This window comes from Natrialba swarupiae (genome assembly GCF_008245225.1).
GTDB lineage: Archaea > Halobacteriota > Halobacteria > Halobacteriales > Natrialbaceae > Natrarchaeobius > Natrarchaeobius swarupiae.
In genome coordinates this window covers 1-21,131 of record NZ_VTAW01000035.1, presented here as the reverse complement: position 1 = coordinate 21,131, position 21,131 = coordinate 1, and the positions used below count along the sequence as shown (strand labels likewise).

Here is a 21,131-nt window from a genome sequence, read left to right as displayed (position 1 = left end):
TGCGGCCGATTCGACGCGGTCGGGATCGACGTCCCCGTGGCAATCGAAGCCTGCGTCGCTCGGACAGTTTGCTGTCCGTCACGGGGATTTTCGTCGCCGACCGCGTGTTTCGTTGTCCTCGACTCGTTCACGTCACTCGGTCCCGTGTTTCGAATCGCTGAACAACGATGCTCCCTATCAGTTTCGGTGTGACTGGAATCTCACCTGGGTCACACCGGTGTATCGACACGCCGTTCCGTAGCAGCCATCGCTGGTCGTGAATCGCCGCGGGGAACGCTCGGGATACCGCCGTCGGTCGATCCAGGGGGAGCCGAGTGTCACTCGGACCGCTGTTGCTATCCACGAACGGTTCTCGACACGTCTACGGACGGATAACGGGTTCGTCGACACGAACGAAGATAGTTCGCCTCAGTCGGATGGCAGCGGCGGTGCAGTGGCTTCCTCCTCGGTTACGTTGAGTTCCGAGGTGACGAGTGCTCGGTAGGCCCGCCGGAGACGTTCGGACAGCGCCTGATGGGAGATGTCGAGTTCGTCGGAGAGTTCCTGCATCGAGACCTCTCGCGGAATTTCGAAGTAGCCGTGATCGATCGCAGCGACCAGGGTCTCGTACTGACGCGAGGTCAGTCCACACTGGGTTCGACTCTCTTCGGCGAGGGCGAACAGTCGGGCGATCGTCGGCGACACGCCGTCGTCCGCGAGTCGGTCGTACAGCGTACTCACGCTCTCGCGGTCGATCACGCGAACGCTCAACAGCCACGTTCCGTTCGACGCAGACGCGCTCAACACCGTCCCACCCTCCTCGAGAACGACCTCGAACGGATCGACCGTCTCCGGTTCGAATTCGATGTCGTAGAGGTGTCGTTCCTCCTCGCTCGTGATACACGAGTACGACCCGATCGCGGACGTCTCCGCCAACGCGTCTTCGATCTCCGGCTGCGCCGCTCCCGACAGCCACAACCCGTGTCCGCTCGAGGCGATCACGCGCTCCATCTCACACGTCAGCGCGGGGACCGTCTCGAACAGCTCGCCTAATCCGGTTCCGTCGGCCGGGATCTCGATGTCTGCGATCGATGTCATAATTACGATGCACGATACAGCAAGGACGGCAATAACCCCGTTTCCAAAGAGATTAGCGACGCTGATAGAGACTGTCAGCTTGAAACGATATTTTCGTTCTCGAACGAAACGAGCGGGCCGCCACCGTTCGTCGCAATGCCGGACAGGGGTCTGTGTGACGGCAACCACTGCGACTGTCATCGCGACGAGTCCGGGTGTGACTGGAACGACCGCGTCGGTGCCACAGGAGACGGGCGAGATCCAGATTCGCGTCGAAATTGTCCGTGAGTTGCGGGAAACCCACCCGTGTCGAATCGTGATAAAGCGGGCCGGGCTCGATTACGGACTACGGCGAGAATACGAGCCGGGCGCGATTTGAACCACACCCGAGAATCTGCTCGCACGGCTCGCAGAACCTCGGTCTGGTTCAGATCCCGCCGAAGGAGGAATCTGAACACACGGTCACACGGTCGCTCACTCCGTTCGCGCTGCGTGTTCCCTGCGTTCAAATCCCGCCGGTTCCGTTACCTGTCGCTCACGTATTTGTTCGCAACGGGAAAGCGGGCCGGGCGCGATTTGAACACGCGACCGTCTGATTAAGAGTCAGACGCTCTGCCTAACTGAGCTACCGGCCCTCACATCCGACTTTTCGACGGGCGGTAAAATACGTTTCCCTTGGGTTCCGCCGTGGGAGCCGACGGCACGCGTTCCCTCGAGCGGGCGCACCACTCCCGACTCGACGTCGGTCTTTTCGTGACGTACCAATCTTCGGGACCGTTAAGTGCGGTCGGTCCGACCACATGGGTAATGAGTACGGGGGTTACGATTTCGTCGATCTCTGACTACGCGATTCTTGGCTGTGGAAGCGTCGGGTACGCCGTCGCCGAAGAACTCGTCGAGCAGGGAAAAGACGTGCTCATCGTCGACCGCGACGAGAGCCGCGTCGAATCGCTTCGCGATCAGGACCTCGACGCGCGTACTGCTGACATTCGCGAGCCGGAGGCCGCCGAGATGGTTGCCGACCGGGACGTCGTATTGATCCTCGCCTCCGACGTCGAGTCGAACAAACGAGCCGTCTCGCACATCCGCGACGAAAACGCCGATCAGTTCGTCGTCGCCCGCGCGAGCGACCCCGTCTCGGGTGACGAACTCTCCGAACTCGGTGCCGACATCGTCATCAACCCGTCGTCGGTGATCGCCGAATCCGCGCTTCGTGCACTCGAGTCGGGCGAACTCGAGTACAACACCGGAAAGTTGGCCCAGCTGCTAGAAGAGACCTCGAACAGACTCGCGATCGTCACCCAGGATAGTCCGGATCCGGACTCGATCGCGAGCGCGGCGGCGCTCCAGGCGATCGCCGACCACCTGGAGATCGAATCGGACATCATCTACCTGGGTGACGTCGGCCACCAGGAGAACCGGGCGTTCGTCAACCTGCTCGGAATCGACCTGTTCCAGTGGGACGAACTCGAGGATCGATCGATCTACGACACCGTCGCGCTGGTCGACCACGCCACCTCGACTGAGATGGATCTCTCGGTCGACGCCGTCATCGACCACCACGAAGGAGACATGGAGTACGAACCGGAGTTCGTCGACATCCGACCCAACATGTCCTCGACGTCGACGATCGTCACGAAGTACATCCAGGAGTTCGACATGAACGTCTCCGAGGAGGTCGCCACAGCCTTGCTCTACGGCATCCGCGCGGAGACGCTGGATTTCAAACGCGACACGACCCCTGCCGATCTCACCGCCGCCGCCTACCTCTATCCGTTCGCGAACCACGACACCTTAGAACAGGTCGAGTCGCCGTCGATGTCTCCCGAGACGCTGGACGTCCTCGCGGAGGCGATCGCCAACCGCGACGTCCAGGGGAGTCACCTCGTTTCGAACGCCGGACTCGTCCGCGACCGCGAGGCGCTGACGCAGGCGGCCAGCCACCTGCTGAACTTAGAGGGCGTCACCACGACCGCCGTCTTCGGCATCGCCGACGAGACGATCTTTCTCGCCGGTCGCTCGAAGGACATCCGGATCAATATCGGCAAAGTCTTAGACGACGCCTACGGTGAGATGGGAGAGACTGCCGGCCACTCGACGCAAGCCAGCGCCGAGATTCCACTCGGGATCTTCACCGGCATCGAAATCTCGGAGGATACCCGTGATACGTTGCTCGAGTTGACCGAGGAGGCGGTCAAGCGAACCTTATTCGACGCGATGGGCGTCGAGGGAACGGAAGGATCGAACGGAAGTTAAGCGAGTACTTCGTCGCGTTCCTCGTCCGGATCGCGGACCCGCTCGACGACGTCGTTGACTAGAATGACGTCACCGACGGCGCGCACCCAGCGGTAGGGAACGATGACGCCCTGTTCGGTCCGCGCTTCCTCGGCAAACAGTTCCGGATTTAGGTCGCCGAGTGCCAGCCCGACGACGGCCTCGCCGTTTAAGTTCAGCTGTAGATCCTCGACTTCGCCGACGAAGACGCCGCTGTTCGAGTAGACCTCGCGTCCGACGAGAGAGGTGATCTCCTGTGGAGTGTCGTCCATGTCTCGGTCCATGCGTGGCTGGCTCTTAATTGTTGGTCAGACGTGACAGTCACTAGGGTAAAAATTGTTGGGTAAGTAACACTCCGAGTGACGGGAAGCTCTGGGCAACGGGCGCCACCGAGTGGGGAGTGCTCTGCGTGACGAAAGGCACCGAGCGGCGGACGACGCCGGGCGGCGGGTAGCTTCGAGCGGGGAGGAGTCTCAGCGACGCGCGGCTTCGAGCGACGGGTGCGTACTCGAGGTGACGTCGTCGAGTCAGGTGTAAATCGCCTGCAAACGGCAACTACTCCGTTCCGAGAATCGCGTCGACCGTCGCGTGGTCGGCCAACAGTGCTTCCATCCGATCGACCGTCTCCGCGTCTCGCGTGCGGCCGCTTCGGACGACGTCTTCGGCGCGTTCGACGGTCGTCAGCGTGTCGGTCTGCACCGAGAGGATCGGGACGCCCTTCTCGGTGGCCTGGCCGACAACTGCTCCCGACGGCCGATGACCGCCGGTCAGGATCAGACAGCGAACCCCTGACGCCTCGAGCGCCGCCGTGTGGATTTCGGCTCTGTCGCCGCCGGTGATGACGGCGACGTCTTTCGTCCGGCGGAAGTGTTTGAGCGCGCTGTCGGCACCCATCGCGCCGACAGTGAACCGTTCGACGTATGCGTCGGCTCCCTCCTCGACGAGCATCGAGGCGCCGAGTTCGTCGGCAAGATCGGCGACGGTGACACCCGAAAGCGTCCGTTCACTGGGGAGAACGCCCAGAACGGGAACGTCTCGCCCCTCGAGGAAGGGGGCGACGTCCGTCTCGAGACGATCGTATGCTGCGTCGGCGATGTCGTTGAAGACGACGCCCGCGAGTCGGTCGCCGAACGCGTCGGCTGCGGCAAGAACATCGTCGACGTCCATAGGGCGTTCGTACGGGGCGACCACTAGGACGCGCGCGTCGAGTAATTCAGCGAGGTCGGCGTCCGTCAGGTCGACGATGCCGCCAACATTGTACTGGCCGCCGCCTTCGAGGAACATCCGCTCTCTCCCAGCCGCGAGGCCCTCGAACGCCTCGCGAACGCGCTCGTGGAGTTCCGCCGGGTCCTCGCGGCCGCGAATCGCCTGCTCGACGAACGTCGGCGAGTAGACCACGGGTTCGAGGTCGTGCATCTCTGCCTCGAGATCGAGCAGTTCGCGTGCGAGCATCGGGTCCTCGTCGAGGGTCTTCCCGACGTTGCTCTGCAGGCGCGTGCCTTTCGGCTTCATGTAGCCGACGTCCTCGCCCTCGGCCTGTGCGAGGCGTGCGAGCGCCAGGGTAATCGCCGTCTTCCCGGTGCTCTCCTCGAGCGAAGCGACGAGAATCGTCTCGGTTTCCGAGTCGACTAAGGGTTCGTCGACATCGTCGCGGCTATCGGTGCGTTCGCTTTCGTCCGTCGGTGTCGCGTCGGTGTCAGTCATAGTTCCTCCGTGTCCACGGTGAGTCGCAGATCGATCGCCTGTACGCCGTCGCGTCCGGCAACGAGTGGATTGACGTCGAGTTCGAGGATCGCCGGGAAGTCGGTCACCAGCTGTGAGAGTCGCTGGATCGTCTCGACGATCGCGTCGACGTCCGCCGGTTCGCGGCCGCGTGCACCCCGCAACAGCGGCGTCGCCCGGATCTCGTCGATCATCTCGCGCGCGTCGGATTCGCCGATCGGGGCCACGCGAACCGAGGTATCCTCGAGAATCTCGACGAAGATACCGCCCAGCCCGAACAACAACAGCGGGCCGAACTGGGGGTCGCGATTCATTCCGACGATCGTCTCGGTCGACTCCTCGAGGTCGAGCATCTCCTGGACCTGGACGCCGAGGATCGTCGCCTCGGGCTGGTAGTTGCGCGCACGGGCGACGACGTCCTCGTAAGCGTCGTAGACGTCCTCGTCGCTCACGCCGACCCTGACGCCCCCGATATCGGATTTGTGGGAGATGTCGGGGCTGACGATCTTGAGGACGACGTCTCCCTCGATCGACTCGGCGACCTCCCTCGCTCGGCCGGGATCGTCGACGATCTCGCCGGCCGGCGTCGGAATGCCGTAGGCCTCGAGGAGGTCCATCGACTCGATACCGAGGCGGTTGTCCTCGCGTTCGTTCGCCCGAGAGACGATCTCACGGGCGCGCTCGCGATCGACATCGAACCGTTCGGGTGCGTCGACAGTTCGTTCGCGAACGTCGCGATACCGTGCGAGCGCGTCGAGTCCTGCGACGGCCCGAGACGGATCGAAGTAGTTCGGAATGCCGAACTCCCGTAACACCTCCTCGGCGGCGCGTGCACGGTCACCGCCCATCAGGCAGGTGACGACCGGCTTGTCGAACTCCTCGCGCTTCTCGATGACCGTCTCGGCGAGTTTGTCGTACTCGAGGACCGCCGTCGGCGCGCTGACGACGACCGCGCTACCGACGTTCGGGTCCGAGAGCGCGATCTCGAGGGCCTCCCCGAACCGCTCGACGTCAGCGTCGCCGATGGCGTCGATCGGGTTGTAGACGTTTGCCTCCTCGGGCATCGCCTCCGACAGCGCGTCGATCGTCTCGTCCGCGAAGTCGGCCATCCCGAGTCTCGAGTCGCCGACCGCGTCGGTCGTCAACACGCCTGGACCGCCCGCATTGGTGACGACGGCGACGCCGTCCGTCTCGGGTTCGGGGAGTCCCGAAAGCGCGCGAGCGTAGTCGAACAGCTCCTGGACGGAGTGTGCGCGGATAACGCCCGCCTGCTCTAAGCCCGCCTCGTAGGCGCGCTCGCTGCCGGCGATCGCGCCAGTGTGGGAAGACGCTGCCTGCGCGCCGGCGTCGGTTCTGCCGGACTTGACGAGGACGATCGGCGTCTCGTCTGTCACCTCGCGGGCGACCTCGACGAACTCGTCGCCGTCGTCGATCCCCTCGAGATAGCCGATTATGACGTCCGTGTCGGGATCCTCGCCCCACTCGCGGACGAAGTCGGTCTCGTCGAGGACGCTCTTGTTGCCCAGCGAGACGACGTCCTGGAAGCCGATCCCCTGTTCGTTGGCCCAGTCGAGGACGGCGGTGATAAAGGCCCCCGACTGGCTCATGAACGAAATCGATCCTGGGCGGGCGCTCTCGGGGCCGAACGTCGCGTTCATGCCGACGTCGGTCGCCATCACCCCGAGGCTGTTCGGCCCGACGACGTTCAGATCGTACTCCTCGGCGACCGCACGTAGTTCTCGTTCGCGGGCTGCGCCCTCGCTTCCGGTTTCGGAGAAGCCGGCCGTAATCACGACGACGTTCTCCGTCCCGGCTTCGGCGACCGCGCGGATCGCTTCGACGACGGCCGGCGGGGGAACGACGACGACGGCCAGATCGATCGGCGGCGCACTCGTCACGTCCGGATAACACTCGAGCCCGAGGACCTCCTCACGCGAGGGGTTGACCGGGACGACCTCGCCCGCGAACTCCTCGTGTAAGTTCGCCGTGATCGCTCGGCCAACCGCACCCTCGCGGTCGGTCGCGCCGATCACGCCGACGGTCTCGGGTTCGAATAGTTCGGATAACCGTCCCATCGTTCGATCGGTCGGTCCCGGGCGAATTAAAACCGTCCCCTCGTTCCCGTGACACGGCCCGCAAAACGGGTGTCAAAGACACCAACCGCTAATGCATCGAGATCGCTGCCGACCGACCCGCGAGCAACGAGGCGGCCACTGCGACCAGGTAGAAGGCGATGGCGACGACGATGATCGACCCGCCGGAGGGGAGACTCGAGCCGATCGCGAACGCGAAGCCGCCGAGGACCGAGATCTGGCCGATCAAAATCGAGAGATACAGCGTCTCGCGGAAGCTCCGGGCGACCTGCGAGGCGGCGGCGACGGGGATGACGAGCATTCCCGCGACGAGGATCACGCCCAGAACCTGCATCGCGCCGACGACGACGACCGCGGTCATCACGACGAGTAACGTGTTGTAGCCGGAAACGTTGAGCTGTGCGACTCGAGCGGCCTGCTCGTCGAAGGTGATAAAGAGGAGCTGTTTGTACGTGACCGCCACGATGGCGACGACGGCGACGCTCAGGATCGCCATCATCCGCGCGCCGTCGGCGGTGACGACCGCCATACTGCCAAAGAGGAAGTCCTCGATGTCGATCGTGACTGGGACGTGGCCGCGACCCCAGCTGATGAGCAACGTCCCGACGGCGAAGCTCCCGGTAAGCATGATCGCGATCGGGACGTCGCCGAACGTGCTGGTGCGCTCCGTGAGCCACTGGACTGCGAGGGCACCGACGACGCTCACGAGCAGCGCGACGAACATCAGCGACCCGCCGAACCCGGTGAGGCCGATGACGAGCAGTCCGATCGCGACGCCCGCGAAGGCGGTGTGGGCGAGCGTCTCGCCGATCAACGCCATCTGCCTGTGGACGAGGTACGTGCCGACGAGCGGTCCGACGATACCGACGAGAACGCCGGTCGCGATCGAGCGCCACATGAACGGGTGCTGGAAGACGTTGGTTCCGAGAACGTAGTCGGCCCACATGCCGGCGATCAGGAACTGCTCGAACGCCGTCGTCGGCAGTGTGCCAAGCGAGGGATAGTGGCGAAGCCAGTCGAGTGCGACGAATCCGATCATGAGTGCCCCCAAAATGCCGACGAGTGTGACGCCGAGGAGTTCGACGGCTCGTCTCGGGTCCAGCTTGACGGATTGCGATCGCTCCTCGGAGAGGTGGGTCGACTCCGTCGCGTGTTCGTCCTGCCCGCTCATCGTCAGTGGTGGTGGTGGACGACGGTTCCCGTCGCGCCGTAGGCCTCGCTCAGGGCCTCGCTCTCGACGAACGATTCCGTGTCGCCGTGGTGGTACAGTTCGGTGTTGATACAGGCGATGCGATTCGCTCGATCGGTGACCACGCCGATGTCGTGTTCGATCAGGATGATCGTAATCCCCGACTCGTTCAGCGAATCGAGCAACCGATAGAATGCGTCGCGGGATTCGGCGTCGACGCCGACGGTCGGCTCGTCGAGTGCGAGCAGATCGGCCTCGGAGGCGATCGCTCGAGCGATGTACGCCCGCTGGCGCTGGCCGCCCGAGAGCTGGTTGATTCGCTGGTCGGCCAGATCCGCGATGTCGACCGTCTCGAGTGCGTCCTCGGCTATTTGTCGATCTTCGTCGGAGAGCCTCGAGTGGCCGACGTGGGCGAACCGCCCCATTCGGACGCACTCACGGACGGTGACCGGCATCGTCCCACCGCGGCTGGTCGCTTTCTGGGAGACGTAGCCGATGCGCTCGCCCTGGTCGAACTGCTCGACGGGTTGGCCGAACAGTTCGACCGAACCGCGGTCCGGACCGATCAGGCCGAGCATGATGTGTAACAGCGTCGTCTTTCCAGATCCGTTCGGACCGATCAGTCCCAGGAAGTCGCCCTCGTCGACGGTCAACGAGACGTCGTCGAGCGCGAGCTTCTCGCCGTAGGAGAACGTCACGTTCTGGACGTCGACGATCGAACTCACTGTGAACTCACCCCGTTCTCGGAGGTGCGTGTGCTTAGTTCTTCCACTTCGAATCGTCCGTTTCGGGCACGTTGGTTCCTGGACGCTTCCGTGCGTGAACGCTCCTGGTTCGAACTCATTCCGCACCGAGTGCCTGTCGCAGCGATGGGATGTTTATCTCTTCCATCTGTTCGATCCATCCCCACTCCTGCTCGTTCCACTCCTCGGTGGTCCCCTCGGCCGGCGAGAGGGGCGCGTACTCCTCTGCGTCGGTGTTCTCGAGGAGTACCTCGACCATCTGCGGGACGTCCTCGTCCGGGTTCGGTGTCTCGAACGGATCGTAGAGGATGGTGTCGATGTCGTGTTCTTCGACGATCGAAATCGCCTCCGAGATGTCCGACTCCGTCTCGGCCGCGTCGGGGGAGATGCCGACCGGCGTGTGGATCTCGAAGTCGTACCGGTGTTCGATGTATTGAAACGAGTCGTGGCCCGCCAGGACCGCGACGTCGCGGTCGGCCTCCGCGGCGAGATCCTCGAACTGACGGTCGACCTCGTCGAGGCGCTCGTTGTAGGCGGCGGCGTTCTCCGCGTAGGTTTCGGCGTTGTCGGGATCGACCTCGGCGAGACCGTCCGCGATCGTCTCGACGACGTCCTGGGCGATGATCGGATCGACCCAGACGTGTGGGTCGTAAAACTCCGGCGCGTCGGATTCGGAGAGCTCCTCGACGACTTCGGCCGTCATGTTGTCGGCACTGGTATCCCAGAGTACCTCCCCGTCCGCAACGAGTTCGAAGACGACTCGCGTTCGCCCGACGTCGAGCGCGTGAAACTCGACGTGATCGCCGTGGGACTCGATCTCGAGGACGTCCTCGTTCGCGCCGTCGATGATTCGCGCATCGATCTGAAACTGCTCGTCGTCGCCGAGCGGGAGCACACGCCCCTCGTCGTCCTCGAAGACACCCTCGACGGTCGCCGAGCCCTCGAGGGGAACCTCCGGGAGCTCTCCGTGCCAGTGGTCTCCGTGCCAGTAGGCGACTTCTTCCCCGGACTGGCCGTCGTAGACGTCGAAACCGGCGACGTCGACCGCATCCGGGTCGAACTCGTGGTCTCGCGCTGGTTCGCGGTCGTCTTCCGGATCCCTGTCGACCGCCAGCAACTGCGACTCGAGGCCCGCCATCGCGTCGATGAGCGTCACGTCGTCGTAATCGGTCTCGAGGTCAGTTGCGACGTTCTGTGCCCACGAGAACTCGGCGGTGTCGAGGTAGACGAAGACGTCCGAGTCGGCGATATCGCGCTGGATGTCGGCCGGCGGCTCCCAGCCGTGTCCCATCTCGCCGGCTTCGATCGGATTCACGAACGTCATCTCGTCGCCGCCGACGTGATTGGCCCAGTCCCAGAGGGCGAAAAACGCGGCGTATCCGGTGGGACCGTTGCCGTCGTCGTCGCCCCCCTCGTTGGACTCCCCCGCGTCGGGTTCGCTCAGACAGCCGGCGACCGCTGCTCCCGCCAGCGTACCCCCGCTGGCTTTCAAGACAGAACGACGTGAGATGTCCATATTCGCCACTAGGTGCTCGTAGCTAAAAGAGTTATTATCTGCCCAAGATTGGTTATTAACACGTGGTAGCGGATCACGCGGTGTTAGTAACGGTCCGAACAACGGGAAGATCGGCAACGGCGGGTGATGCTCCTCTCATACGGGTTCCTGTCAGTCAGTTCCGGCGAACCGGCCCCAGGGGGCGTGGGTGCGACGGGCGATCGGGACAGGAATCCGTATCAGACGACCCGTTGTATGTCACTTCCGGCGCATCCGCGACCCGGGCGACGGGTGCGCTGAGCGATCGGGTCAGGAACCCGTATCAGTGATCCTCGACGTCGATCGTGATCGGCTCGGTCTCCCAGTCGGCGTGATCGTCGTGCCAGAGCTGGAAGATCACTTCGGTCTCGCCCTCGGATTCGCCGTAGATGTGGACGTGGTCGCCGTGCCAGTGCTCGTCGGGATCGATTTCGACGATTCCCTCCTCCGCGCCGTCGGCGAGCGTGACGGCCAGTTCGTACTCCTCACTGCCACCGACGTGAATCTCGTCGCCGTGGTCGTCGTAGAACTCGCCGCCGAGCGAGACGTTGTCGTCGACGTGGACGTGTGGCAACTCGCCGTGCCAGTGACCGTCGTGGTACTCGGCGACCTCCTCGTGTGGATCCTCGGAGCGGTCGAGGATCTTGAGCTCCTCGACGTCGCCGTGATCGTGACCGTGGTCGTGGTCGTCGTGATCGCTGACCTCCGTCTCGAGTTCGGGCGTCTCGTAGATGACGTCGCCGTCTTCGACGAGCTTGAAGACGATATCGGTAAAGCCGTCTTCCTCGCCGTGGACGTGGATGTGGTCGCCGTGGAAGTCGAACTCGACGATCTCGTTCGCACCGTCGACGACCGCGGCCTCGAGTTCGACGCCGTCGCCGAGTTCGATCTCGTCGCCGTGGTCGTCCTCGGCGTACGCGCCGAGCGAGAGGTTATCGTCGTGGGGGACGACGAGCGGATCGTCGTGCCAGTGGTCACCGTGGACGTAGACGAGAACGTCTTCGTCGTGATCTCGGTCTAAAACCTCGAATTCGGAGACCGGACCGTCGTCGTGGTCGTGGTCGTGGTCATCGTCGTGATCGTGGTCGTCATCGTGATCATGATCGTCGTCGTGATCGTGGTCGTCATCGTGATCATGATCGTCGTCGTGGCCGTCGTCGCTCTCGGATTCGCCGCTCTCCTCGTCACCGAGACAGCCGGCGATACCGAGTGCAGCGAACGTACCGGTCGTCGCGAGCAGCCGCCGACGGGAAGCCAGACGTGGCTTGTCAGTCATGCGTAGTCACCACCGCTCCGTTGCGGGTGGTTGGTAATGAATCTGGCGATCTTATTAACAACTTACAACGATAGAACCAAGTATAACAACCATCACGGGCCGCCGACGTTCGAACCCCTCGAGCGGAATACTCGGTTCTCGAACAGGTTGGTACCGGAAGCTCTGTTTGGTTCAGAATCCGTCTTCACGGTTCTGTTGGGATCAGATTCCGTCTTCACGGACGACGGCCGGTGACCGTGACGACGATTCGGCTTTCCGGTCGGCAATCGACGAGAACTCATCGGATTCGTCGCAGGCACACGGTGACCTCTTCCGACAACTCCGACGCTGACCGACTCGAGTGGTGACGACGTCGGTTCGAACGACGAATCTGACGGTCGTACGGATCTGGCAATTATTCGACGACAGACGTCACGTCACCGTCCGCGTACGTCGTCAGCGTCTCGGGATCGATCGGGAAGACCGCTTCCGGCGTTCCAGCGGCTGCCCAGACGGTCTCGTACTCGAGCAACGTCTCGTCGACGAGCACCGGAATCGATCGATCGTGACAGAACGGGGGGACGCCGCCGATCGACCAGCCGACTTCCTCACTGATTCGGTCCGGATCGGCCATCGAGACGTCGTCGGCCGAGACGTCGAACGTGTCACCGAGTGCCTCCTCGCTGACGCGATTTGCACCACTCGTAACTGAGACGACGAGCGAGCCGTCGACGTCGAAGACGAGCGAACTGGCGATCTGTGCGACGGCACAGCCGATCGCGTCGGCCGCGTCGGCCGCCGTCTTCGTTCCTTCGTTAAACTCCTCGACCTCGGGCTCGAAGCCGAATCGCTCGCGGGCCCGTTCCGAAAACGCCGCTGCGCGTTCGTGCATCGGTGCGGTCGTTTCGGCCCCATCACTAAAAGGTTCACTCGAGTGAAATCGTCACCCGCGTTCCATCCGTCCGCCGATACGCTGTCATTCGATCCGTCGAGGCGTTGAGAACCACCTCGAAGACGTCGAATCGAATCACCAGCCGCCCAGGGTCGATCGTCGCCCGGAGAATCGGGCCGCGACTCGTCACGACGACGTACGGTGGTGCCGGAACTGGATCGGCACGGAGTTCGTGCCCCGCTGCAGTGACGACGTCTTCGAGCACCGCAGACAGCCGCTCGAGCGAACCCGTGCGTTCGAGTTCGGTTCGCAACGAATCGGCGACCGCCCGCCCGTCGGTCGTCCGTGAGGTGTCCCACGGATCGGCGACGCGGTCGGCGCAGTCGCCGACGCTGGCGACGACGTCCGAATGCTCGCTTCGGATCCGTCGCCGGAGGTCCCGTATCGGATGCGACACGGGTGAGCAGAGACGGCGACCGACAAAGAACCTCCGGATTCACGGGCCGGACCCGTCGGCTCGCTACGGACGTTTTACCGTTCCGAGCCGAACGCGGCTGACTCGGGACAGAATCCCTCGCGCTGTCTTTCGCCATCCAGGGCCCTGGCCGTCCTCGAGACGCCGGCGAAGCCGGCGGTTCTCGGCCTCGAGATCCCGTGTCGTCGCGTCGAGGCGACTCACCCGGTCCTCGAGTCGGTACCGTCGTCGACGCTGGGACGCCAGGTCGTTGCGGAGCCGATCGCGCTCTCGCTCGAGGGCGTCGATCCGATCGACGAGCCGCTGGCGTTCGCGGCGTGCCCGGTCGACGAAGGGGTCGCGGTCGGCGTCTGCGTCGTCAGACTCCGAGAACGGCACGTCCTCCGGCTCGAGTCGGCCGGATCCGACCGCGTTGACGACTGCGCCGGCGAGCAACACGAGCCCGCCGAAATAGAGCCAGGTCATCAACAGCAAGATCGCACCGACGGGGCCGGCCGACTCCGAGTCGGCTGCAAAGGAGACGTACACCTGAAACAGCGACTGGAGAGCCGTCCAGCCGACGGCGGCGACGAGGACGCCGGGGAGGACCGCTCGAGCCGAGACCTCGACGTCGGGGAAGTAGTAGTACATCGGGAAGAAGGCGATCGTCAGGCCGACGACGAGCGCGAGGGGACCCACCAGACCGAGAAACGGAACATCGGGAAACACCGCGAGGAGGATGCTCGTCGCTCCAGCCGCAACCAGCGCGAGTCCGATCGCACCGAGTGCGATCAGCGCGTCCCGAATCTGGCCGACGAACGAACTCTCGGTCGCGCTGTCGTAGATCTCCGAGAACGCCGTGTCGAGCCCGCGGAAGATCTTCAGCGATCCCCACAGCAGGACGACGAGCCCGACGATGGTCGAACCGGCGGTCGCGGGTGACTCCTCGATGGCGTTTTCGACCATGAGCTGGCCACTCTCGGGGAGAAACCCGGCGGTTGCGGCGCTGACTTCAGCAGCGAGCCCCTCGTCGCCGAGTACCGTCACGAGAAAGAACACGAGGACCAGAAGCGGGATCAGCGAGATGAACGCTTGGTAGGCGATGCTCGCTGCCATGAACGGGACGTTCTTCTCCTGAATGCCGGCGACGACCGCCTTTCCGAACGGGATCCCGTTTCGGACATCGATACCCATACCGCGTCAACGAGCCCCGATTCAATAGGCGGTCTCCTTGCACGGCGAGTGGACGGGTCTCCCCCGTTCGCGCCTCGAACCCTGTTCGGATCCGTACCCCATCCATATATTGACCATCAGAACGGATCACGAGTCGTACGTTATGTCAACGCGCCCCAGCGCCAGCGGGTACCTGTTACTGATCGTGGCCGTCGTCGCGACGGCGATCGTCTACCTGGGACTGGTCCCCCGCCAGGTTCTCGCCGGCGAGCCCGCTCGAGCGGTGCGGTACCTCGTCGTCGGATGGATTCCGTACGTGCTCGTGTTTTACCTGATCGGGCGACTTCGCACCTCGCCGGGCCCGCTTCCGAGCATGCGAACCGCGGACGTCGGCGTCGCACTCGTGTTACTCTCGCTTCTGGCGAGTCTCGGCCTCGACGCCTGGGGATTTACACCCGAGGTCGTCCCTGCCGCACACGCCGTCCAGGCGATCGCGATCTTCGTCGGCCTCGCCCTTCTCGGGTGGGGACTCGGCCGGCGCTCGAACGCGCTCTCCGACGGTGCGTGATCCACCCTGATACGGATTGCCGTCATACGGGCCGCGATGAGTCGGTCCCGGTCGATCACAGACCGGCGTGCGATCGACCGGAAATCAGTCATCGCAGACCGTATCAGTCGGTGCCGTCGAACCCGAAACCGTCTGCGGGTTCGCCGGTACATCGGTACAGCAGACCGTATGAGTCGCAGAACTGACGACGATTTGGAGAGACCGTGCCGCCGTGAGTGACTACGACTCCGACAGGGCAGTAGCCTCGTCGCCGACGACGAGGACGTCTCGCTCGCTGTGGCGGGTAACTCCCTCCGTGACGCTTCCTAACATCATTCGGCCGATCCCGCCACGCCCTCTCGACCCCATGACGACGACGTCCGCGTCGATCTCGCCGGCGTACTCGAGGATCTCGCGGACCGGAATCCCCTCTCTGACCTCGGTTGCGACCGTCACGTCGCGCGCTCGAGCGCGCTCGGCGATCTCGTCGACGAACCCCCGTGCTCGCTCGCCAAGGATCTCTTCTGCACTCCCGCGTTCGCCAGGGAGCGAAATCGAACCAAGTGGCCCCACTTCGACGACGCAGAGAACGTCGACGCTCGCGTTTAGCGTGGCCGCGAGGTCGATGGCGGTCTCCGCCGCCGCGTCGGCGTGATCGCTCCCGTCAGTCGGCACGAGTATTCGATCGTACATACCCGACGTTGTCCCTCACGGAGTATAAAGGCGGACGCCTGGAAACGATCCCTTCGTAGCGACGGATCGAACAGACCAATTATTGTGTTCAATATACCCTAAGAAATAAAAGGGTCGCTGTTCCGTACCGGTATCGGCTTGGTTGGAACGACCGGAGGTTGTTACTCGTCGGCGGCGGGATTCATAGCAGTCAGGTTAGCCTCGCGCCACATTTCCTGGTAGTCGTAGTCGGTGTCTAGTGCGCTGTTGATCCGGTTGTAAGATGCGAAGTCACTGACGACATGCGTCAACTGGACAATCCCTTTATCTCCGAGACCGACGTCCCGTAATCGCTCGACATCCTCGTCCGTGACGGCGGTTGGATCTTCGTTTGCGATCAACGCGTAGTCGACGATAGCCTCGAGACGGGCGTCATCGAGTACGTCCGTGCCAGCTTCGAGGAACTCCATTACGTATTTCGTCTCCGCCTCGAGACCGTAATCGAGGATCGTACAGAAAGCGCCGGTGCAGTACTCACAGCCGTTTGCCTTCGAGACGGCGATACCGACGTGTTGAATCTCCGGCATCGAAAGCTCCCCTTCTTCCCAAAGCACTGCCGTCGACCTGAGCTTGTGTTTCATATACTCCGGGAAGTTCATTTCCAAGTAGAAGTGGTTGGGGACGGTCCCTTCCATCTCGGTGACCCACTCGAATATCTCTTCGATGGCTGGATCGTCGACGCTGTCGGGCTCGATGAGTGGCACTCGTGACATGGTAACAGCCCACACCTCACTGGGAGATAATATAAAGATATCGGGGTGGTGAAAACGTCAACGTGAGTGTCCCTCCCCATCACGTGGTTCGACCCGAAGCCGTTTGGGGTGGGTGGCCACCTCACGCTTGGGGCTCGCAGCGCTCGTCGCTGCTGCCCGCCGCGTTCTCACGGGACACACCGTTCAGCGTTCGCCTCGAGGCGCTCCCGGTGGTCGCGACGGGCCGGCGGAAATCCGGACCGGTCCCCGTGAACGGCTCCATCAGAGATGACCGACCGACAGTCGGTCACAGCATACCGGATTGGTAGCTACCAATTCATACGACTTACTGTCATTTCCGGCGTAACCGCGACCCGTGTGGCAGATGCGCGGTACATCGTTGCAGTAACCCGTATCAGTCACCCTCGCCGTCGGTCCTGACGACGAGGACCGGAACCTGACTCCGACGAACGACCGTCTCGGTGACGCTCCCGATGACGACCCGGTCTACGCCGGATCGACCGTGGGTCCCCATCACGATCGCGTCGATATCGTGTTCGTCGGCGTACTCGAGGATCACGCCGGCCGGTTTTCCGTACTCGACGGCCTCGACGACCTCGAGATCGAACGACTCGGCCGCCTCTACGACTTCGGTCGCCGCTTCGTCTCCTTCGGCCCGCTGTTCGTCTACGACGTCGTCCCACTCCGAACTCGCCGGTGCCGGGCCGCTGGTGAACCCACCGAGTGGGATCGGTTCGACGACGTACAGCGCGTGGACGGTCGCCTGATTCTGTGCCGCCAGTTCGATTCCTTCGTAGACCGCTGCCGTCGCCGCCTTACTACCATCCGTTGGGATGAGAACGCTATCGTACACGGTGAATCCCTCACGGTTTTCTATTCGTTCAGATAACATATAATGTGGCGTTCGTTCCCGGGCCACGACAAGTCGAAATCCGTCCAGAGATAGCTGACACGGGCTGCGATGACCAATTGTCGGCCGATCGGCCGCCGTTTTCGATCAACAGGCACCGGCTCATCCCAGTCCGTACGACACACCGTTTGCTATCGCGGTTCTCACTCAAGACCAACTCGGGTGGTCGATGTCTCCGTCGACTCGAGAGTCAGAGTAACTGATAACAGACCGGGGGCCGTCTCGAGCGTATGGACGATCCGACAACCGCGGACGGGACGCTACTCGTCCCGATTGCGAACGCCGAGACCGCAACCCGACAGCTGGACACGGCGATCGATCTCGCTACCGATCGCTCGTACCGAATCGTGCTCCTCTACGTTCTCGAGGTCCCACCACAACTGTCGCTCCAGGACGGGCGGCGGTATCTCCTCGAGGACGAAGACGAACAACTGCTGGCTGATGCCGCAGATCGCGTCGAATCGGCCGGCATTCCGGTCGAGAGCCGGATTCGAATCGCCCGCGGCGTCGCGACGGGCATCGTCGGTGGCGCCGAGGAGTACGCCGCCGACGCGATTCTTCTGGGCTGGCGTGGTCGCCCACCGCGGGAGGAGGTGATTCTGGGAAGTTACCTCGATACGATCCTCCGAAACGCTCCCTGTGACGTTCTCGTCAAGCGGGTCAAGACGCCGACGCCGGAGATCGACTCGGTCCTCGTCCCCGTTGCCGGCGGGCCACACGACGGGTACGCAGCCGAAGCCGCCGGCGCGATCGCCCGACGGAACGATGCGTCGGTCACCCTGCTTCACGTCGTCGATCCCGACGACCTCGAGCTATCCGAAGACGAGGCACAGGCGCTACTCGAGGATACCGCCGACTCGTTCTCTGGCGTCGACTCTGTCGAGCGAACGGTCCTCGAGTCGACCGACGTCGCTGGGACGATTACGGATCAGACGACCCATCACGATCTGACGGTCCTCGGCGTCTCTCGGGGCGGCCTCATTCAGCGACGGCTCCTCGGGACGATCTCGGAAGCGGTCGGGAGACACGCCGCCGGGACGGTTATCCTGGCGAAACGCCACGACCCCGTCCCGTCCAGACTCCGCCGGCTGTTCCGCTAACCGTCTCGAGATTGTCGGCTGAGGCTCTCGAAATCAGTCGACGAGCCGTTCCACAGAGACACTCTCGAGTACTCAGATAGATCGGGAGTGGCGACGAGACGGGTCCGTCACGACGTAGTTCTATCCGTCTGTCCGTGGTCCGACGGGGTGTGCGGTACATCGAAATCACGATTCCGGACGGACAGCGCCGGGCAGTCCTCGACGTTCTCGAGGCGGAGGGTGTCGATTACATCGTCAGCGACGAGGTCGGCCGCCAGGAACACGACGCCGCAGTCAGGTTTCCGCTTCCGACGCGGGCCGTCGAGGGCGTGCTCGACCGACTGTCGGAGGCGGACCTCTCTGGCGCACGCGTCGTCGTCATCGACGCGGAGACCGTCGTCTCCGAGGAGTTCGACGAGTTGCGCGAACGCCACAGCCACGGCGGAACGAGGGGTGAACGGACCTCGAGGCAGGTACTCGAGACGAAAGCCGACGAACTCACGCCCGCGTTCAGGATCTACGTCGTCATGTTGTTGATCAGCGCCGTCGTCGCGACGTCGGGACTGCTCGCAGACTCGCCGGCGGTGGTCGTCGGCTCGATGGTGATCGCGCCGTTGCTCGGGCCGGCGCTCGCGGCGAGTGTCGGCATCGTCACCGGCAACGATGGACTTCGGTCGACCGGGTTCCGGTACCAGCTGGTCGGCGTCGCCGTCGTCGTCGCCGCATCGATCGGACTCGCGTGGCTCGCCCGACTCGCGGGGTTCGAGCCGGGGGGCGTCGACATCGTCGTCGTCGCCGAACTCCAGGAACGGGTGTCGCCGAACCTCTTCTCGCTCGCCGTCGCGCTCGGTGCCGGCGTCGCCGGCATCCTGAGTCTCACGCGAGGGTTCTCGGAGGCGATCGTCGGCGTGATGATCGCGGCAGCGCTCATCCCACCGGCTGCGGCCGTCGGAATTACGACTGCCTGGGGGATGTGGGGTGCGGCTTTCGGCGCGTTCGTCCTCGTCGTCGTCAACGTCCTGTCGATCAACCTCGCCGCGTTGGTCACGCTCTGGGTGGCCGGCTACCGACCGCAGGGGCTGTTCGAGGTGTCTCCGACGCGTCGCCAGACAGCGACCTACCTCGCGGTGTTCGCCGTGGCACTGCTGGTGCTTGCGGCACCTCTCGGCGCGATTACGCTGATCGAGTTTCAGACGACCCAGGTGGCGTCGGCGGCGGACGAGGAGGTTGAGGCGGTGCTCGCAGAACCCCGATACGACCACCTAGAGGCCGAATCCGTCGAGGTGGTCCTCGACGACGACTACCCGTTCCGGTCGATCGACCGCGTCGTCGTGACGGTCCGAAGCGACGAACTCGCGCCGGATCCGGCTCTCGGTGAACTGATCTTCGACGCCGTCGCAGCGGACGTCGACGACCCGCCGATCGTGGAAGTGCGTTACGCCGTCGCGGACGAGCGATACCCCGTCGACTGGGAGGAGACCGACGATCGGGAGTGGTTGGCTGGACAGGAAGGGAACGAACGCTTGGATCGGCAGTACGTTCAGGTCGTCGAGCCCTGATGCGGATCGCAGGAACGTGGAGCGCCGATGTGGAGCCGGACCCGCGTCCCGGCGAGTCCGGACGTACCGGGGCCAGAAACCGGCGGAAAAACGGCCTGTCGAAGCGCGCCCGCGGCGGCTATCCGACGCTCAACACCGGCACCGGCGACCGCCTGACGACCCGGGCCGTAGTGCTTCCGAGCAGGTCACCGGTGCCGACGGCCTGTCCCCGCGTTCCCATCGCGAGCAGATCCGCATCGACCGACGACGCGTACGCGAGCAGTTCGTCCGCCGGAACGCCCCGTCGAACCGCGGTTTTCGTCTCGAGGCCACGGTCCTCGGCCATGCTCGCGACCGACTGGATCGCGTTCTCTCCGCCCTCCCTGAGCGGGCCGATCGTGCTCCGGGGAGCGTCTTCTAAGTCGTATATCGTCGTATCGAGGACGTAGACGGTGTAGACGGTGGCGTCGTACCTCTCCGCGACGTTGAAGGCCGTCTCCGCGGCCCGTTCGGCAGCGTCGCTGCCGTCCGTCGGAACGACGATCCGGTCGTAGCCGTCGTCGACTGCCGGCGACGCGTCTTCGTCCAGTCGAACCGAAAGCACCGGGACGTCCGCGAGTGCGAGGACCCGTTCGGTGGTACTCCCCAGTCGCGCGCGGTCGACCCCTCGCCGGCCGTGGGTTCCCATCGCGATCAGATCGTCACCGGACTCGACGGCAGCCGAGAGGATCTCGCGGTAGGGGACGCCCTCGCGAACTTCTCGAGCCGCCTCCAGACCCGCGGATTCCGCCCGGTTCGTCACCTCGATCGTCGACTCTCGACCGCGTCGTTCCGAGGGTGCCTCGAGCGCGTCGCGCTGGTCGTCGGTCAGGTCGGAGGGCTCGAGACCGGTTTCGACGACGTAGAGCGCACGGATCTTCGCGCCGTAGGTTTGGCCGTACTGGATTGCGTGGGCGATCGCGGCGTCGCTCCCGTCCGAGCCGTCCGTCGGAACGAGCAGGGTCGCGAACATGCGAGCGTGTTCAACGTCGACACACATCAAATCGCCCCACGAATCAGTCGGTCGACGTGATCGAAGCCGACGCTCGAGACCGAGCGATCTGGCCTCGAGACCGGTTATGGGATGAACAGGTGCAAAACCCCGCCGTTTACAGTAGTTGCCGAAACAACGGACCAAACCACCTGAAACTCTTTGATTCGTTACGGTAGTTGGTGGCACTAGCGTAC

At 63.8% G+C, this 21,131-nt stretch carries 20 protein-coding genes and 1 tRNA gene; 4 read left to right on the top strand and 17 right to left on the bottom strand.

Features of this window, described 5'->3' with window-relative positions:
- Nucleotides 1–408: 408 nt before the first annotated feature.
- Nucleotides 409–1,077 (bottom strand): helix-turn-helix domain-containing protein, encoded by a 669-nt coding sequence (locus tag FYC77_RS17930; protein ID WP_149082870.1) that lies wholly within the window; start codon nucleotides 1,075–1,077, stop codon nucleotides 409–411.
- 540 nt (nucleotides 1,078–1,617) lie between these two features.
- Nucleotides 1,618–1,691 (bottom strand) — tRNA-Lys (locus FYC77_RS17925).
- Nucleotides 1,692–1,863: 172 nt separating this feature from the next.
- Here FYC77_RS17925 and FYC77_RS17920 point away from each other — a divergent pair.
- Entirely contained in the window at nucleotides 1,864–3,312 is a 1,449-nt protein-coding gene (locus tag FYC77_RS17920) for a DHH family phosphoesterase (protein WP_149082869.1), read from the top strand.
- Here the strand turns inward: FYC77_RS17920 and FYC77_RS17915 are convergent.
- The 10 genes from FYC77_RS17915 to FYC77_RS17870 all read right to left on the bottom strand — a co-directional run bounded on the left by FYC77_RS17915 (nucleotide 3,309) and on the right by FYC77_RS17870 (nucleotide 14,406).
- Nucleotides 3,309–3,602, bottom strand: a complete 294-nt coding sequence (locus tag FYC77_RS17915) for a PRC-barrel domain-containing protein (RefSeq protein WP_149082868.1) — start codon at nucleotides 3,600–3,602, stop codon at nucleotides 3,309–3,311. The two genes, FYC77_RS17920 and FYC77_RS17915, sit on opposite strands and share 4 nt — an antisense overlap.
- Before the next feature lie 283 nt (nucleotides 3,603–3,885).
- Nucleotides 3,886–5,034, bottom strand: a complete 1,149-nt coding sequence (locus FYC77_RS17910; protein WP_149082867.1) for a phosphotransacetylase family protein — start codon at nucleotides 5,032–5,034, stop codon at nucleotides 3,886–3,888.
- Complete coding sequence (locus tag FYC77_RS17905; RefSeq protein ID WP_149082866.1) at nucleotides 5,031–7,127, bottom strand: acetate--CoA ligase family protein; 2,097 nt, start codon at nucleotides 7,125–7,127, stop codon at nucleotides 5,031–5,033. Before FYC77_RS17905 ends, FYC77_RS17910 begins: the two co-directional genes overlap by 4 nt.
- An 88-nt stretch (nucleotides 7,128–7,215) precedes the next feature.
- A complete protein-coding gene (locus tag FYC77_RS17900; RefSeq protein ID WP_149082865.1) occupies nucleotides 7,216–8,316 on the bottom strand; it encodes a metal ABC transporter permease in 1,101 nt (366 codons plus the stop codon).
- Nucleotides 8,317–8,318: 2 nt separating this feature from the next.
- Nucleotides 8,319–9,059, bottom strand: coding sequence for a metal ABC transporter ATP-binding protein (locus tag FYC77_RS17895; protein WP_149082864.1), 741 nt, complete (start codon nucleotides 9,057–9,059; stop codon nucleotides 8,319–8,321).
- Nucleotides 9,060–9,174: 115 nt separating this feature from the next.
- Nucleotides 9,175–10,593: a metal ABC transporter solute-binding protein, Zn/Mn family gene (locus FYC77_RS17890; RefSeq protein WP_149082863.1), complete on the bottom strand. Its 1,419-nt coding sequence runs from the start codon at nucleotides 10,591–10,593 to the stop codon at nucleotides 9,175–9,177.
- Nucleotides 10,594–10,894: 301 nt separating this feature from the next.
- Nucleotides 10,895–11,887, bottom strand: coding sequence for a hypothetical protein (locus FYC77_RS17885; protein WP_149082862.1), 993 nt, complete (start codon nucleotides 11,885–11,887; stop codon nucleotides 10,895–10,897).
- 394 nt (nucleotides 11,888–12,281) lie between these two features.
- Complete coding sequence (locus FYC77_RS17880) at nucleotides 12,282–12,758, bottom strand: YbaK/EbsC family protein (RefSeq protein ID WP_149082861.1); 477 nt, start codon at nucleotides 12,756–12,758, stop codon at nucleotides 12,282–12,284.
- A 34-nt stretch (nucleotides 12,759–12,792) separates the two neighbouring features.
- Nucleotides 12,793–13,215, bottom strand: a complete 423-nt coding sequence (locus FYC77_RS17875) for a hypothetical protein (protein WP_149082860.1) — start codon at nucleotides 13,213–13,215, stop codon at nucleotides 12,793–12,795.
- A gap of 63 nt (nucleotides 13,216–13,278) precedes the next feature.
- On the bottom strand, nucleotides 13,279–14,406 hold the full coding sequence (locus tag FYC77_RS17870; RefSeq protein ID WP_149082859.1) for a YihY/virulence factor BrkB family protein: 1,128 nt from the start codon (nucleotides 14,404–14,406) through the stop codon (nucleotides 13,279–13,281).
- A 142-nt stretch (nucleotides 14,407–14,548) separates the two neighbouring features.
- Here FYC77_RS17870 and FYC77_RS17865 point away from each other — a divergent pair, with 142 nt between their 5' ends.
- A complete protein-coding gene (locus FYC77_RS17865; protein ID WP_149082858.1) occupies nucleotides 14,549–14,953 on the top strand; it encodes a hypothetical protein in 405 nt (134 codons plus the stop codon).
- Between the two features lie 219 nt (nucleotides 14,954–15,172).
- Here the strand turns inward: FYC77_RS17865 and FYC77_RS17860 are convergent, their stop codons facing one another.
- From FYC77_RS17860 to FYC77_RS17850, 4 genes are all read right to left on the bottom strand, one after another.
- Nucleotides 15,173–15,625, bottom strand: coding sequence for a universal stress protein (locus FYC77_RS17860; RefSeq protein WP_149082857.1), 453 nt, complete (start codon nucleotides 15,623–15,625; stop codon nucleotides 15,173–15,175).
- Nucleotides 15,626–15,786: 161 nt separating this feature from the next.
- Complete coding sequence (locus tag FYC77_RS17855) at nucleotides 15,787–16,377, bottom strand: carboxymuconolactone decarboxylase family protein (RefSeq protein WP_149082856.1); 591 nt, start codon at nucleotides 16,375–16,377, stop codon at nucleotides 15,787–15,789.
- 121 nt (nucleotides 16,378–16,498) lie between these two features.
- A complete protein-coding gene (locus tag FYC77_RS20225) occupies nucleotides 16,499–16,639 on the bottom strand; it encodes a hypothetical protein (RefSeq protein WP_162354555.1) in 141 nt (46 codons plus the stop codon).
- Between the two features lie 132 nt (nucleotides 16,640–16,771).
- On the bottom strand, nucleotides 16,772–17,230 hold the full coding sequence (locus FYC77_RS17850) for a universal stress protein (protein WP_149082855.1): 459 nt from the start codon (nucleotides 17,228–17,230) through the stop codon (nucleotides 16,772–16,774).
- A gap of 287 nt (nucleotides 17,231–17,517) precedes the next feature.
- Here FYC77_RS17850 and FYC77_RS17845 point away from each other — a divergent pair, with 287 nt between their 5' ends.
- A complete protein-coding gene (locus tag FYC77_RS17845) occupies nucleotides 17,518–18,387 on the top strand; it encodes a universal stress protein (protein WP_149082854.1) in 870 nt (289 codons plus the stop codon).
- Between the two features lie 149 nt (nucleotides 18,388–18,536).
- Complete coding sequence (locus tag FYC77_RS17840; RefSeq protein WP_149082853.1) at nucleotides 18,537–19,925, top strand: TIGR00341 family protein; 1,389 nt, start codon at nucleotides 18,537–18,539, stop codon at nucleotides 19,923–19,925.
- Nucleotides 19,926–20,043: 118 nt separating this feature from the next.
- Here FYC77_RS17840 and FYC77_RS17835 read toward each other — a convergent pair whose 3' ends face one another.
- Complete coding sequence (locus FYC77_RS17835) at nucleotides 20,044–20,916, bottom strand: universal stress protein (protein ID WP_202911868.1); 873 nt, start codon at nucleotides 20,914–20,916, stop codon at nucleotides 20,044–20,046.
- Nucleotides 20,917–21,131 lie beyond the last annotated feature (215 nt).